The 14700-nt window shown below is 70.8% G+C and carries 15 protein-coding genes; 9 read left to right on the top strand and 6 right to left on the bottom strand.

Going from position 1 to position 14700, the window contains the following annotated elements; genetic code table 11:
• Positions 1 to 2 precede the first annotated feature (2 nt).
• A complete protein-coding gene (gene mshD / locus CJ197_RS00470) occupies positions 3 to 1007 on the bottom strand; it encodes a mycothiol synthase (protein ID WP_102234810.1) in 1005 nt (334 codons plus the stop codon).
• A 174-nt stretch (positions 1008 to 1181) separates the two neighbouring features.
• Here mshD and CJ197_RS00475 point away from each other — a divergent pair, with 174 nt between their 5' ends.
• The 7 genes from CJ197_RS00475 to CJ197_RS14815 all read left to right on the top strand — a co-directional run bounded on the left by CJ197_RS00475 (position 1182) and on the right by CJ197_RS14815 (position 7932).
• A complete protein-coding gene (locus CJ197_RS00475; RefSeq protein WP_102234811.1) occupies positions 1182 to 1931 on the top strand; it encodes a hypothetical protein in 750 nt (249 codons plus the stop codon).
• Positions 1932 to 2125: 194 nt separating this feature from the next.
• A complete protein-coding gene (locus tag CJ197_RS00480; RefSeq protein WP_102234812.1) occupies positions 2126 to 2743 on the top strand; it encodes an FABP family protein in 618 nt (205 codons plus the stop codon).
• A complete protein-coding gene (locus CJ197_RS00485) occupies positions 2736 to 3947 on the top strand; it encodes a folate-binding protein YgfZ (protein WP_233190558.1) in 1212 nt (403 codons plus the stop codon). The genes CJ197_RS00480 and CJ197_RS00485 overlap by 8 nt, the downstream gene beginning before the upstream one ends.
• A 203-nt stretch (positions 3948 to 4150) precedes the next feature.
• Complete coding sequence (locus CJ197_RS00490; RefSeq protein WP_233190559.1) at positions 4151 to 4576, top strand: hypothetical protein; 426 nt, start codon at positions 4151 to 4153, stop codon at positions 4574 to 4576.
• Positions 4573 to 6051: an aromatic acid exporter family protein gene (locus CJ197_RS00495; protein WP_233190560.1), complete on the top strand. Its 1479-nt coding sequence runs from the start codon at positions 4573 to 4575 to the stop codon at positions 6049 to 6051. The genes CJ197_RS00490 and CJ197_RS00495 overlap by 4 nt, the downstream gene beginning before the upstream one ends.
• 122 nt (positions 6052 to 6173) lie before the next feature.
• The gene (locus CJ197_RS00500) at positions 6174 to 6491 is read left to right on the top strand and encodes a DUF2516 family protein (protein WP_102234814.1); all 318 of its coding nucleotides are present in this window, start codon (positions 6174 to 6176) and stop codon (positions 6489 to 6491) included.
• Between the two features lie 757 nt (positions 6492 to 7248).
• Entirely contained in the window at positions 7249 to 7932 is a 684-nt protein-coding gene (locus CJ197_RS14815) for a hypothetical protein (protein ID WP_146007674.1), read from the top strand.
• Between the two features lie 360 nt (positions 7933 to 8292).
• Here the strand turns inward: CJ197_RS14815 and fbaA are convergent, their stop codons facing one another.
• From fbaA to CJ197_RS00525, 3 genes are all read right to left on the bottom strand, one after another.
• Complete coding sequence (fbaA, locus tag CJ197_RS00510) at positions 8293 to 9321, bottom strand: class II fructose-bisphosphate aldolase (protein ID WP_102234816.1); 1029 nt, start codon at positions 9319 to 9321, stop codon at positions 8293 to 8295.
• A gap of 307 nt (positions 9322 to 9628) precedes the next feature.
• A complete protein-coding gene (locus CJ197_RS00520; protein ID WP_102234817.1) occupies positions 9629 to 10321 on the bottom strand; it encodes a TrmH family RNA methyltransferase in 693 nt (230 codons plus the stop codon).
• Positions 10318 to 10986, bottom strand: a complete 669-nt coding sequence (locus CJ197_RS00525) for a DedA family protein (protein WP_102234818.1) — start codon at positions 10984 to 10986, stop codon at positions 10318 to 10320. The genes CJ197_RS00520 and CJ197_RS00525 overlap by 4 nt, the downstream gene beginning before the upstream one ends.
• 112 nt (positions 10987 to 11098) lie before the next feature.
• Between CJ197_RS00525 and CJ197_RS00530 the strand changes: the two genes are divergently transcribed.
• Entirely contained in the window at positions 11099 to 12031 is a 933-nt protein-coding gene (locus tag CJ197_RS00530; protein ID WP_102234989.1) for a neutral zinc metallopeptidase, read from the top strand.
• 48 nt (positions 12032 to 12079) lie between these two features.
• Here the strand turns inward: CJ197_RS00530 and CJ197_RS00535 are convergent, their stop codons facing one another.
• Together CJ197_RS00535 and CJ197_RS00540 are read right to left on the bottom strand one after the other, a co-directional pair.
• Entirely contained in the window at positions 12080 to 12673 is a 594-nt protein-coding gene (locus CJ197_RS00535) for an orotate phosphoribosyltransferase (protein WP_102234819.1), read from the bottom strand.
• A gap of 23 nt (positions 12674 to 12696) precedes the next feature.
• Positions 12697 to 13551, bottom strand: coding sequence for an SDR family oxidoreductase (locus tag CJ197_RS00540; RefSeq protein ID WP_102234820.1), 855 nt, complete (start codon positions 13549 to 13551; stop codon positions 12697 to 12699).
• A gap of 73 nt (positions 13552 to 13624) precedes the next feature.
• Here CJ197_RS00540 and CJ197_RS00545 point away from each other — a divergent pair, with 73 nt between their 5' ends.
• Complete coding sequence (locus CJ197_RS00545) at positions 13625 to 14425, top strand: exodeoxyribonuclease III (RefSeq protein WP_102234821.1); 801 nt, start codon at positions 13625 to 13627, stop codon at positions 14423 to 14425.
• The last annotated feature ends 275 nt before the right edge of the window (positions 14426 to 14700 follow it).

The following is a 14700-nucleotide window of genomic DNA, read 5'->3' on the forward strand; positions in this document are numbered from 1 at the left end:
CCTCAGACCCTCTCCGGTCGCAGTTGCACATCCCGCCCGGAGACCGTGAAGCCCCAGCGCTCATACAGGCCCACCGCGGCGGTGGCGTCCGCCTCGACATACAGCTCTACAGCGGGCACGCCCTGGTCCTGCAGGCGGTGCAGCGCGGTCGTGAGCAGAGCGCCGGCGATGCCGCGGCCCTGCTCAGCCGGGTCGGTCGCGACGACATACACCTCGGCGTCGCTGGGCTGTGCGTCAAGGGGCGGCGCGTCGCCAGGCTGTGCGTCGCCGGGCTGCGCGGGATCCACGTCCTGACCCGGCTGCTCACGCTTGATCCACACGAAGCCGATCATGCGGTCCTCGCGCCGTGCGACGTGCACATCGGCCGCATCGAACCAGTCCTGCGCGGTGCGGCGCGTGAAGTCCTCGGCGGTGAGCGCCCCCTGTTCGGGGTGGTCCGCGAAGGCCAGGGCGTTGACCTCCACCCAGCGTTCGAGCTCGCGCGGCAGGTCGATCGTGCCGAGCTGCACCTGCGCATCGCGCACCGCCGGGATCGCGGGCACGGGATGCTCAGCGTCCAGCGGGCGGCGCATGGTCAGCAGGTCGCGCGTGGGCACGAGACCCCGGGAGGTTAGCAGTGCGAGAGCTGCGGCGAGGGCCCCGTGAGCCCACACCGCTGGGGAGGCCGTGGCCTCGAGCGCGGCCTCCAGCAGGGCGCTGCCGTGTCCGCGCCGCCGATGCTGCGGATCCACCATCCCCTGGATCGTCCCGTCGGCCAGAACGCTCGCATATCCGTGCAGGTCAGCGTCGGCGTCATCCCCATCGGCCGCCTCTGTGCCATCCGCACCCGTCTGCGTGCCCGTCGCGCCCGCCTCCACCAGCAGGTGGGTGGCGCCGACGGTGGGATCATCCAGGGCCAGCAGCGCGGCCTCATCGAGGGGGCCGATGCCGTCGTGCAGGCGGGCCCGCTCGGCGAGCGCACGGACCGTCTCGCGCCGGGCGGGCGTGAGGGCGTCGGTGATGATCATGCGGTCCTTCCGGACGGGGAGGTGAAGCGCATCCGGGCCGGTGGGACCCGACGAAGAGATTCGGTCCCCGCCTGCGGACGCTCGTAGACTGCAACTGTAGCGCCCGCCGCGGCCCCCTCGGCCCTGCGGTCCGGCGCCTGTCCAGTTCATCCGATCGACTGCGAGCGAGGCCCTGTGAGAGCTCCCGAGCGCACGCCCCTGGGGGCCGCCCTGGCGCTGCTGCTGGCCCTGGTCACGCTCACGGGGCCGGCCTCTCCCGCGCTCATGGTCGGTGCGGTGTCGCTGACCGCGATCCTGCTGGGGATCGGCTGGCCGGCGTTGCTGGAGCTGCCCTCACCGCGCGGGACCCGCTGGGTGGTGAGCGGCACCGGAGTGCTCGCCGCGGTGACGATCCTGCTGGCCCCGGAGCGCATCGAACCCATCTCCGGGATTCTCATGGTGTGCGCGCTGGGGATCTTCGGCGCCTTCGTGCATCAGATGGTCCGCCCGCAGCGGGAGGAGCTCACCTTTTCCCTGACCGGAACGGTGTCGGGCGCGCTCATGGCTGGCCTGGGGGCCAGCTGGGTTCTCGCCCAGCACCTCGCGCTCGCCCAGGATCGGACGGCGCTGCTGACTGCGATCGCCCTGGGCTTGGTGTCCACGCTGCTGCTGAGAACCGCGCCGGTCCCCACGCTCGTGCAGTTCCTGCTGTCCGCAGTGATGGGTGCAGCGCTCACCGCGGTGCTGCTGATGCAGCTGTTGGGGTTGGAGCTGCTGCTGGCCTCCGGCATCGGGGCGGTCAGCGCGATCGCCGCGGCGGCGGCGCAGCAGCTGCTGGGCTCCACGCTCGTGGCCCGGGAGGCGGTGCCCTCGCTCGCCGTGGCGGCGGCGCCCGTGGCGACCGTCGGGGTGGTGGCGCTGCTAGTGGTGAGCCAGCTTCCCTGAACGGTCGCGCGGCCGTCACGCACGTGGGGTCCGCATGAGGCCTCAGCACCCGGTGCGGGCCGGTAGACTGGCGGGCATGTCCGCTCTCTCGATCTTCTTCCTCACCCTAGTCGTCCTCGTCGGCGTGGCCACGCTCGCGTTCGCCGCCCTGGTGATCGCCCGCCTGTTCAACAACTGAGCCGGGGGTTCCGTCCATGCCCATCACGCTGGACACCTCGCTCCCACCGTCGCTGTACCCCCTGGCCTGGCTGGTCGGCAGCTGGGAGGGCATCGGTGCCCTGCACGACGGTGACGATGCCTCCGTGCGCATCGAGCAGCAGCTCACGTGCACCCCGCAGGAGGACGGCACGCTGGCCTGGTCCTGCCGCACCTATCGCGTGGATGCGCCAGCCCCGCTGCCGCCCGACAGCGCTTTCGCCCGCTCCCACTCCCCCGCCGGCGGCACCGGTGAGCGCAGTCTGCTGCACCGGGAGTCCGGCGTGCTGCGCGTCGGCGATCTGCTGCCCGGCCAGGATGAGCAGGCCGCACGTGCAGCCAAGCCCGGTTCCGCGGCCAGCCAGCTCTCGTATGCGCTCAGCGCGCAGCTGCAGCGCAGCGGGGAGAGCTCCGATTCCTCGACCGTGGCGGCGGAGGAGATCTGGCAGGGCGAGGCCCGCGGCCCCCGCATCCAGCTCGCGCTCGGTGAGCGCGGCGCCATCGCGGGCACCCGCATGATCGGGTACATCTCCGGGCGGCTGATGTGGCTGTGGGAACGCCCCGGCGCCGACGGGGAGCTCGCCCCCTACCTCTCTGTGGAGCTCGACCGTGCCTGAGAACCCCCATCGTCCCCTCGTCATGAGCGGTGCTGTGCTCGGCGAGGGCCCGGATGCGGCCGTCCCCGTGCACTACGGTGCGCCGCTGCGCGAGCAGCGCCGCCTGCTGGCCGGCCGCGCCGTCGTGGATCTCGCGCAGCTGGAGCTGCTGGAGGTGCGCGGCGCCGATGCGCGCAGCTGGATCACCACCACGACGTCCCAGGTGCTCACCGATCGGCCCGTCGGCTCCTCCGCGTCGCTGGCGGTGCTGAGCCCGCAGGGGCGCGTGGAGCACCTGGCCGCCGTGGTGGTGACCGGCGAGGAGTCGCTGCTGCTGATCACCGATGCGGGGGCGCGCGCGGGCCTGCGCCGCTACCTGGAGATGATGCGCTTCGCGGCCCGCGTGGAGCTGACCGATCGCGATGACCTGCGGGTGCTGGGCGCGGTGCGGCCTGCCGACGAGGTGCTCGCCGGGCCGTCGGGGGCGTCGGTGGCGAAGGCGACGTCCGGAGACGCAGCCCTCGCGCTGCCGGAGCCGGTGGCGGTGTGGTCCGAGCCGTGGCCGGAGGTCGCGCCCGGCGGGGTGGCCTACGGGCCCGACCCCGAGGACGTCGCCCCGCAGGTGCTGACCGTGCTGGATGCTGACGCACTGGCGGCGCTGCCGTGGACCGGTGAGCTGCTGGCCGGGATGGGGTCGTGGGAGGCGCTGCGGATCGCGGCGCATCGGGCCCGCTTCGCCCGCGAGGTCGATGAGCGCAGCATCCCGCATGAGCTGGATCTGCTGCGTCGGACCGTGCACACCGCCAAGGGCTGCTACCGCGGCCAGGAGACCGTCGCGAAGGTCATGAACCTGGGGCAGCCGCCGCGCCGCCTGGTGATGCTGCACCTGGACGGCTCGCAGGATGTGCCGGTGCCGGCCGGTTCCACGGTGCGCATGGGAGGGGCCGACGGGAAGGTCGTCGGCACCGTCACGAGCTCGGCGATCCACGCGGACCTCGGGCCGATCGCGCTGGCCGTGGTCAAGCGGGCGGTGCCCGTGGACGTGCCGCTCAGCGTGAGCGTCGCCCTCGAGGGCGCGGAGAGCGACGACGCAGACGGGACTGACGGAGCAGGCGGGGTCAGCACGGCCCGTGGGGACGGACGGGTAGCGTTCGTCGATGCCGCGCAGGAGCCGATCGTGCTGCCGCGCGACCACGGCAAGCGGCCCACCACCGCGCGGCTCTGAGCACGCAGCATGCGGAGCATCCACGGTGGAAAGCATTCGGAGCATCCGCGGTGGGCAGGCGTCCGAGTGCACGGCCCCCGTCGGGCGCTTCCTCCGCTCCCCTTTCGCCCGCTCCCCCTTCTATCCCTCTCCCCCTTTCTCTCACTTCTCCTTCTCCCGCGCTCTCTTCCCTTCCGCCGTGCGCCTGGGATGATGGAGTGATGATGAGCGAGGGCGAGGAGTGGACCCGCAAGCGCCATGAGGTGTTCGCCGCCAAGGAGCAGGCACTCAAGGCCGCACGCGAGCAGGAGCATGAGCAGGCCACGGCGATGATCCGCGAGGCTGCTGCGCAGTTCGAGGCCGCCGGGATCCCGGCTCGGCCGCTGCGCGCTCGACCCTTCCGTGGCTCCGGCACCATCCGCACCTCCCTGCACGGCTGGTACCTCAAGCACGATCGCACTCTCGCGGTGGATGCCGAGGGCCGGTACTACGTGATGCGAGTGGACGGCGGGCTGCTGAATCGTCTGCGCGGCGCCGATCCGGAGCCGAGCCCCGCCCCGCTCGTGGTGGGACGCGGGGCGCGGGACGGAGACACCTTCCGCCTGGAGGATCTGCTGCAGATGCGGCTCGAGGACCCGGTGACACCATGAGCAGCCCCACACCCACCGACCCGATCCCGACGCCAGCGGGCGCGTCAGCCGATGCATCATCCCCGGACGGAGCGCCTCCCGCAGACTCCACCTCCACGGGATCGACGCCCACGGGCTCGACGCCCGCGGGGTCACCGCCCACCGGCGGCAGCGCCACGTCGGCCACCGGCGGCACGTCGACCGGCCCCACCCCCACCGTGACCGCCCCGATCCCGCTGCCGGACCGGGCCCGCGCCGCGGTGCGCACCTGGTTCTGGGACGGGCTGGGGCGCGGTCGCAATGATGCGCTGACCGTGCTCCGGGCGGCGCTCGCTGCGGCGCTCGCCTACTTCGTCTCCGGGCTCGTGTGGGGCCACGAGCACCCGTTCTTCTCCTCGATCGTCGCGTTCATCATCATCGGCTTCGGCATCGAGAAGAAGATGCGCAAGGTCGTGGACATGGCCTTCGGGGTGATGGTGGGGGTGCTGCTGGGCGAGCTGGCGCGCGGCCTCATCGGCTCCGGGACCTGGCAGATCCTCGTCACCATTCTCGTCGCGGGGATGCTCGCGCGGTTCATCGACTCCTCGGTGCTGTTCGGCTTCCAGGTCTCCATCCAGTCGCTGCTGGTGATGATCATGCCGGTCACGCCCGAGATGACGCCCGGGGGGCGGGTGCTGGATGCGCTGACCGGGGTGAGCGTGGCGATCATCGTGCACCTGCTGCTGTCCGGGGATCCGCGGCGTCTGCAGTCCCGCGCCGCGAAGGCGTTCTACCGAGAGCTCGAGGACTGCCTGGCCTCCCTCGCTCTCGCCGCCCGCAGCGGCGAGAACGCGGTGGCGCGGGCGGCGCTGCGGGCGCTGCGCAACGTCTCCCAGAAATACACCGACCAGTGGAAGCTCGCCAACGACGTCGCCAACGAGATGGCGACCTTCTCCCCCTCCGGGCTGCGGCATGCCGATGATGTGGGGCGCCTGGCGCACCTGCTGATCGGCTCTGACCGGGCGATGCGGAACATGCGGATGATCGCCCGGCGCGAGGTGGAGTTCCTCGAGGCCGTGGGCGGGGATGCACACTCCACCCTGGCCGATGCGCTGCTCGCGGCCCGCGATGCCGTCACCGAGCTCAGCAACGCCGTGTCCCACCGGGACGTGGACTTCACCGAGGCACGGCGCCGGCTGCGGCTGTTCAGCTCCTACCTCACGCCGGAGATGCTGCTGCGCAACGACGAGGGGCTGCGTCCCGGTCGGGCCGGCCACTTCGAAGGCGTGACGCTCACGATCCAGCTGCGCTCGCTCGCGATCGACCTGCTGCAGGCCACGGGGCTCACCGCGGCGGAGGCCAAGCGCTTCCTGCCCAGCCTCGTGGTCGCGGCCGACGGCGATGCGATCGGGCCGCGACCGCTGACCCAGGAGATGCGCGCGCTCGAACCGCCCGCGACCACCGAGGCGATCGAGCTGCTGATCACCGACCGCTCCGACCCCAGCCGCCACAGCTGAGCGGGGTGCCGGGGCGCGGCGTCGGGGCGCGGCTGAGCGGGAGTCGGAGCGCGGCGGCAGTGCCGAGGCGGCGGGGCGCGGCGCAGCGTCGGGCGTCCAGCTCGGTTCCGTATCCTGGCCCGATGATCGCCCTCATCCAGATGTGGATCTTCGTCGTGCTGTCCCTCGCGCTGCTGGCCGTGGAGATCTGGGCGCTGATCAACGCGCTGCGCTTCCGGCCCGACGCCTATATCGCCGCAGGCAAGCGCACCAAGACCTTCTGGGGAATCCTCACCGGCGTGGCCGTGCTGCTGGGCTTTTTGTCGCTGCCCTACCCCGTGGGTCGCGGCGGGTCGATGCTGTTCATGCTGGCCGGGATCATCATCGCCGGCATCTTCCTGGCCGACGTGCTGCCTGCGCTCAAGCACGTCATGGGCCGCGCCCAGGGCCACCGCTACTGACGCCCGGGCGCTGACCCGCCCAGCCCAGCCCCGTCGGCCCCCTGCCCCGTCTCGTCGGCCCTATTCCGCAAATGTGAGATCCCGAGGCATGCCGGTGCCGAACATGCCACGGCACCTCACATTTGCAGCGGCATCTGGCATGCGCGGCGGCACCTCACATTTGCAGCGGCATCTGGCATGCGCGGCGGCGTGAACCCCACGACCTCTCCTCCACAACGGCCCGTCATCCACACCTCGCCTGTGCCCGCTGCACGGTGTGCGCCGCGTCCGGCACTATCCGGGCATGCGCCGTACTCCAATTCTCCACGGAGCGCTCCTGCACCGAGAGCGCTGGATCGCGATGGGAATCTCCAGTCGGCGCCTGACCACGTCATTCGTGCGCATCTTTCCCGGTTTCCACACGCCCCACGTATCCCCCGCGCACCTCGAGGACGTCTGCCGCGTCCTGCAGGAACAGGTCATCCCCGGTGCAGTCATCAGTCACACGACGGCCGCTGCGCTCTACGGGATTCCCTTGCCCTGGCATACCGACGGCGGCATCTCCCTTCTACGCACCACGTGGAGCGCCGGGCATGAGCGCACCACGCTGTTCCGGTCCCCCGGTCCAGCAGCACTGCGCGGGAGCGACGCCGACCTCGCGCGCTCCACGCCTGCGGATGCCCCGGACCTGTGCATCCCTCACCTGCACTGCACTGTTGCCCCAGGGGCGAATACCTCAGCCGGTCCTCGGGTCACGGTGCACCGGACGCTGGATCACATGTCTCGCACCCGAGACGGGCTGCGCATCCCCGCCCCCGGCCAGATGCTGCTCGAGCTCGCGCTGCTGCTGCCGCACGAGGATGTGGTGATCGCGCTGGACCATGTGCTGGGGCCGACGACACCATTCGGGCATCTCACGCGAGAAGAGTTGCGCGATCGCCTGGAGCCGTACCTGGGGCGCCGGGGTGGCCGTCGGCTCCTCACGGCGCTGGATGATGCGCGGGAGGGCGTCGAGTCCCCCGGTGAGACGCGCACCCGTCTGCTGCTGACTCGGGCCGGGTTCCCAGAGCCGACGATCAACCTGCCGGTCACGGACCCGGACACCGGCCGGCCGCGCCGGCTGGACCTGGCCTTTGAGGATCTACAGGTCGCGATCGAGTATGACGGCGATTGGCACCGTGAGCAGGACGTGTGGCGCGAGGACCACGCCCGACAAGACTCCCTGGAGTCGGTGGGCTGGGCCTTTCGCAGGCTCAACGCCGGGGACCTCGCGCAGCCCGAGCGTTTCCTGGATGCGCTGCGCCGCACCATGCTCGCCCGGGGCGGGAACGTCCCCGCGCGCAGTCGCTGGGCCGACGGGGCGCTGACCCCGGGAGCGGTGCGTGCCCGAGAGCACGCCGCTCGGCGCCGAGGTGCGTCGGGTCGCAACGTGAGCGCACGGGCCCAGCGCCGAGCTGCTTGAGCCGCGGCCCCTGCCGACGGCGGGCCTGCCCCTTCCGCCCGGCCACCGCCCCACCCCGCAGCGCCGCCTACCGCCCACCCCGCGGCCCGCGGGCCTACTCCGCCCCGCGGCCCGCGGACCTGCTCTGCCGCCCCACCCCGCAGCGGCCACACCCTGCAAATGTCAGATCCGGTGGCATGCCCGGCACGAACATGCCACCGGATCCGACATTTGCGCATTTGGGCCGGGTCTGCGCACGCAGAAGCGCCCGCCCTGCACAGGCAGGACGGGCGCTTCGTGCGAACAGGCGCTTCCGGTGCGCTCAGGCGCGCGGGCTTCTCAGGTCACGGCCAGCTCAGGCCCCGGCGCCGTGCGCTCGGGTCAGCCCTGGTGGCTGCCGGCGGAGCGGAGGTTCTCACAGGCCTCGACCACGCGAGCGGCCATGCCGGCCTCGGCCTTCTTGCCCCAGGCGCGCGGGTCGTAGGCCTTCTTGTTGCCCACCTCGCCGTCGACCTTGAGCACGCCGTCGTAGTTCTCGAACATGTGCGAGACCACGGGGCGGGTGAAGGCGTACTGGGTGTCGGTGTCGATGTTCATCTTGATGACGCCGTTGTCCACAGCCTCGCGGATCTCCTCGAGGGTGGAGCCGGAGCCGCCGTGCATCACGAGGTCGAACGGCATGTCCTTGCCGTACTTCTCCCCGACGGCCTTCTGGATGTCCAGCAGGATCGAGGGGGTGAGCTTGACGTTGCCGGGCTTGTAGACGCCGTGCACGTTGCCGAAGGTGAGGGCGGTCAGGTACCGGCCGCGCTCGCCCAGGCCGAGCTTCTCGGCGGTCTTCATGCCGTCCTCGACGGTGGAGAAGAGCTTGTCGTTGGAGACGTCGGCCTTGACGCCGTCCTCCTCGCCGCCCACGACGCCGACCTCGATCTCGAGGATCTTCTTGGCCTCGACGGACTTCTCGAGCAGACGCTCGGCGATCTCGAGGTTCTCATCGACAGGCACGGCGGAGCCGTCCCACATGTGCGACTGGAAGATCGGGTCCAGGCCCTTCTTCACGCGGTTCTCGAGGTCCCACTCGATCAGGGGCTCCACCCAGGTGGGCAGGACCTCCTTGGCGCAGTGGTCGGTGTGCAGCGCCACGTTGATCGGGTAGTTCTTCGCCACGGCGTGGACGAACTCGGCCAGGGCCAGGGAGCCGGCCACGCGGTCCTTGACGGTGGAGCCGGAGAGGTACTCGGCGCCGCCGAAGGACACCTGGATGATGCCGTCGGAGTTCGCCTCGGCGAAGCCGCGCAGCGCCGCGATCGCGGTCTGGGAGCTCGAGACGTTCACCGCGGGGTAGGCGAACTTGCCGGCCTTCGCGCGGTCGATCATCTCGTTGTACTGGTCCGGGTTCACAACAGCCATCGGGCGTGTCTCCTTCGTGGAAAAACGGTCAGGGGCGACCCGTGTCACGCGCACCGCACCGACTACTCGGTGAGGCACCGTCGTCGGGGTCGATCATCCTCCACCATCCTCCCACATCGGCGACCGCTGCACCCCTGCCTGAGGTCCTGGCCCAGCGGTGCGCTAGGGGCGTGTCTTCTAACCTTGTGGTGGTCCTTGGTGTGTCGGTGGGCGGATGAGCTGGCAAGGCATGTTGTCCGACGCCCAGTGGGGATTGATCGAGCCGTTGCTCCCGGCTCGTTGGTGCGGACGACGAGGGCGTCCGCACTCAGGCCAGCGGGCCCTCCGGGATGTCCGCGTGCTGCACCACCCAGGTGTGCAGGGCGATCGCTGCGGCGGCCGCGACGTTGATGGAGCGGGTGGAGCCGAACTGGGTGATGCCGACGGTGAGGTCCGCGGCGTCGAGGATCTCGGGGCTGAGTCCGGGGCCTTCCTGCCCCACCACGAGCACGGCGTCGCGCGGCAGGGTGGTGTGTTCGATGGGCTGTGCGCCGGGCACGATGTCGAGCGCGACAACGGGCCTGCCCTGCTCGCGCGCCCAGGCCAGGAAGTGCGCGGCGTCGGGGTGGTGGATCTCGTGCTGGTAGCGGTCGGTGACCATGGCGCCGCGGCGGTTCCAGCGGCGGCGTCCGATGATGTGGAAGGCGCCGACGTTCATGGCGTTGGCGGTGCGGACGATGGAGCCGATGTTCGCGTCGTGCTCAAGATTCTCGATCGCGACGTGCAGGGGGTGCCGACGGGTGTCGAGCTCGGCGATGATCGCCTCGCGTCGCCAGTACCGGTAGTGGTCCTGGACGTTGCGGCGGTCGCCGTGGGCGAGCAGCTCGGGGTCCAGGCGGGGGTCGTCCGGCCAGGGCTCGGGATGGGGGCCGACGCCGACCTCCCGGCCTGCGCTCGTCTCCCGGTCCGCACTCGTCTCCCGGCCCGCGCGCTCTTTGCGGCCCGCTGCCGCGCTGCTCACTCCTGCCTCCGCTCGAGCTCGTCCATGTGCTCCGCATCCGGGTCGGGCAGCCCCTGTGCGCGACGCCGCCGGTCGCGCAGCACCAGCTTGACGATGAACCAGATGATCGCGATCCCCAGCAGCACGTACACGACCGTGGAGATGATGTTCGTCCACGGCTCGATCGCCGTCCAGTTGTCCCCGAGGAAGAACCCGAGGGTGATGAACAGGGTGTTCCAGATGGCGCTGCCGAGCGCCGTGAGCAGCGTGAACATCCCGATCGGCATGGCATACAGCCCCGCGGGGATGGAGATCAGCGAGCGCACCCCGGGCACCATGCGGCCGAAGAAGATCGCCTTGCTGCCGTGCCGCTCCATGAACTGCACCGAGGAGTCGTAGTCCTCGACGTGGATCAGCGGCAGACGGATCACCAGGCGCCGCAGCCGCTCGGGCCCGAGCGCCCGGCCGATCCCGTACAGCAGCCACGCCCCTGCCACGCTGCCGGCCACGGACGCGAGCAGCATCAGCACGAAGGAGCTGCCGCCGCGCCCGGCGTCCACGCCCGCGAGCGGCAGCACCACCTCGGAGGGGATCGGCGGGAACACGTTCTCCAGCAGGATCAGCAGGAACACCCCGAGCGGCCCGAGGTCACCCATGATCTGCACGGCCCAGTCGACGATGTTCATGTTCTCTCCCTTGCGCCGCGGCGGGGCGCTGCGGCATCGGGACGCTACCACCCGCCCCGTCCTCCCGGTCGCATCGGTGACCTGGGACACGCCCGCGGTCTACCCTGTGCGCATGACCTTCAACCCGAACGCGGAGATCCGCTCCGACAACGTCTCAGCTTCCGGTGGCGGGGGCGGTTTCCGTCCGCGCGGTGGGGGCCTGCCCGGTGGCGGTGGCCTGAAGATCGGCGGCGCCGGCGGCTGCGTGCTGCTGGTGGTCATCCTCATCTTCACGCTGCTGGGCGGCAATCCGCTGGATCTGCTGGGTGGCGGGCCGCAGCCGGCTCCGGCCCCGCAGGCGCAGGAGGGTGAGGGCCTGGAGCACTGCCAGACCGGCGCCGATGCGAATGAGCACGACGACTGCCTGGTGCAGGCCACGATCGAGTCCGCGGATTCGCTGTGGGAGAGCCTCGCCCCGGAGGCGGGCATCGACTTCGACTACCCCTCGGGGGTCATCTTCGAGCAGGGCGTGCAGACCGGCTGCGGCGGCGCCACCTCGGACGTCGGCCCCTTCTACTGCCCGGCCGACCAGACCATCTACGTGGATGTCACGTTCTTCGATGCTCTGAGCGGTCAGCTGGGTGCCGATGGTGGGCAGTTGGCGAAGATGTACGTCGTCGCCCACGAGTACGGGCACCACATCCAGTACCGGGCCGGGACGATGCAGAGAATCGACCGGGAGGCCACCGGTGAGCAGTCCGATGGGGTGCGGCTGGAGCTGCAAGCGGACTGCTACGCGGGCGTGTGGGCATATCACGCCACCTCCACCACGGATGATCAGGGGCAGGCGATGCTGCAGCCGCTGACGAAGGAAGACATCGACTCGGCGCTGTCGGCGGCGAGCGCGGTGGGCGATGACCACATCCAGGGTGAGGTCTCCGGTGGGGAAGTGCGCCCAGATACGTGGACGCACGGCTCCTCCGAGCAGCGCCGCCACTGGTTCACCACCGGCTATGAGGAGGGCACGGTCAAGGCGTGCGACACCTTCTCCGTGGATCAGGTCTGAGCTCCGTGGATCAGGTCTGAGGGTAGGCGCCGCGCCGAGGCGCGCTGGTCAGATCTCCAGTTCGCTGATGTCGTAGGCGGCGAGGTAGCGGTAGCCCGCCTGCTCGACGGCCTCACGGGAGGCATCCGAGCGATGGACGATCACGGCGACCGCGGCGATATCGGCCCCGGCCTCGGTGAGCGCCTCGCAGGCGGTGAGCACGCTGCCGCCGGTGGTCGAGGTGTCCTCCACGGCGATCACGCGTCGACCGGTGACGTCGGGCCCTTCGATCCGACGCTGCAGGCCGTGGGCCTTCGCGGCCTTGCGCACCACGAAGGCGTCAAGCCCGGTGGTGCGCGGATCAGCGGCGGAGGCGTGCAGGATCGAGGTGGCCACGGGGTCGGCGCCGAGGGTCAGCCCACCCACGGCCTGAACCCCGTCCAGGAGCCCTTCGCGGTCGAACAGGTCCAGCATGACGCGGCCGACCAGCGGGGCGGCCTCGTGGTGGAGGGTGATGCGGCGCAGATCCACGTAGTGATCCGCTTCCTGGCCGGAGGAGAGGATGACGTGGCCGCGCACCACGGCGAGATCACGGATCAGCTCGCGCAGCCGCTCCCGGGCGGCATCGGAGGAGAGGGTCTGCGAGGCGGGGGCATTCGACATGGTCGCCAGGGTAATGCAGCGACTCAGGCGTCCGGCTCGTCCTCGCGCTGCCAGGGGGCGTTCAGCTCTCGACGGGAGGCGCGGCGGCGGGAGCGGTGCACCGTGCGGGCCTGGAGGCGTCGGTACCAGTTCGGGGAGGTGAGGGCCCGCACGAGGGGACGCGGGGCGATGCGGGAGACCTCGCCTGCGGTGCGGTACTTGACCGACGGGATCGACAGCACCGCCCCCTTGGCGGTGTCCTTGAGCGCCTGCTCCACCACATAGGGGGCTTTCAGCCAGGTCACGCGCGGCAGGCCCTCCATGTTCATGCTCGCCCGCTCATGGAATTCGGTCTGCACGAAGCCGGGCAGCAGCGCGGTGGCGGTGACGCCGGTGCCCTTCAGCTCCATGGCGAGAGATTCGGTGAACACGGTGACCCAGCTCTTGGAGGCGGCGTAGGGCCCGGCGGTGGTGTAGCCGGCCAGGGAGGAGACGTTGAGGATGGCGCCACAGCGGCGCTGGACCATGGTGCGGGCGGCGGCGTGGGAGAGCACCAGGACGGCTCGCATGAGGGTGTCCATCTGGGCTTCGTGGTCCTCGATGCCGATCTCGAGGAAGCCGCCGCGCAGCCCGTAGCCGGCGTTGTTGACCAGCAGGTCCACACGGTCCACGGGGTCGGTGAGGCGGGTGGCGACGCGGTCGAGCTGCTCGCGATCCGAGAGATCGGCGCTCAGCACCTCGATGGTGACGTCGTGGACGTCACGGATCTGCTCGGCGACGGCCCGCAGTCGCGCGTCATCCCGCGAGACCAACACGAGATCATGCCCGGTGCCGGCGAGCTGCCAGGCGAATTCGAGCCCCAGCCCGGAGGTGGAGCCGGTGACCAGCGCGCGTGCCATGGCCGAAGCATACGACCGGCACTATCCGGGCGGGGTCCGATGGGCGCTGCACCGGGCCCGTAGGATCGAGCTCATGCGCATTGCGACCTGGAACATCAATTCCCTGCGAGCCCGTATGGACCGCGTCATCGGTTTCCTGGACCGGCATGAGGTGGACGTGCTGGCGCTGCAGGAGATCAAGGCGAAGCCCCAGCAGCTGGATCTGGCCCCGTTCGAGGCGGCGGGCTATGAGGTGGCGGTGCACGGGCTCAATCAGTGGAACGGCGTGGGGCTGATCTCCCGGGTGGGGCTTACGGATGTGCGACGCGAGCTGCCGGGGGCGCCGACGTGGCCGGAGGATGACAGCGGTGTCATCGAGGCGCGGGCGCTGTCCGGGGTTGTGGGTGATGGCCTGCGGGTCTGGTCGCTGTATGTGCCCAATGGCAGGGAGCTGGAGCATCCGCACTACCCGTACAAGCTGCGCTGGCTGGAGGCGCTACGCGCGGAGGGGGCGCGGGAGCTCGCGGAGGATCCGTCGGCCCGGGTGGCGCTGGTGGGGGACTTCAATGTGGCGCCGCAGGATGAGGACGTGTGGTCGATGGAGTTCTTCGAGGGCAAGACCCACGTGTCCGAGCCGGAGCGGGCGGCGTTCCGGGCCGTCGTGGAGGCGGGGTACGCCGATGTGGTGCGGCCTGAGCATCCGGGGCCCGGGGTGTACACGTACTGGGATTACCAGGCGCTGCGCTTCCCGAAGAGGGAGGGGATGCGGATCGATTTCGTGCTGGGCTCGCCCACGGTGCAGCAAGCGGTGCGCGGCACGTTCATCGACCGGGAGGAGCGCAAGGGCAAGGGCGCATCCGATCATGCGCCCGTGGTGGTGGACCTGGAGCTGTAAGGCGCGCTGAAGCTGTAGCGCGCTCTGGAGCTGTAGCGCGCTCTGAAGCTGTAGGGCACGGGGCGGCAGAGCTGTCGGGGTGCCGCACGCCCCCTGGTCATCACCGCCGCACGAGGTGCGCACACGAAAGAGCGGCGTCGCGATGAATCGCGGCGCCGCTCCCCGACGAGACCTGGTCATCGGGATCAGGCGTACACGTGATCTGGCTGCGGTGCCGCTTTCGGCGGCTCACAGCCGGTCCGTTGCGGGGACCAGTCGTACGTGGGTTCCGATGG

It is taken from the genome of Brachybacterium sp. UMB0905, assembly GCF_002871795.1.
Taxonomy (GTDB): domain Bacteria; phylum Actinomycetota; class Actinomycetes; order Actinomycetales; family Dermabacteraceae; genus Brachybacterium.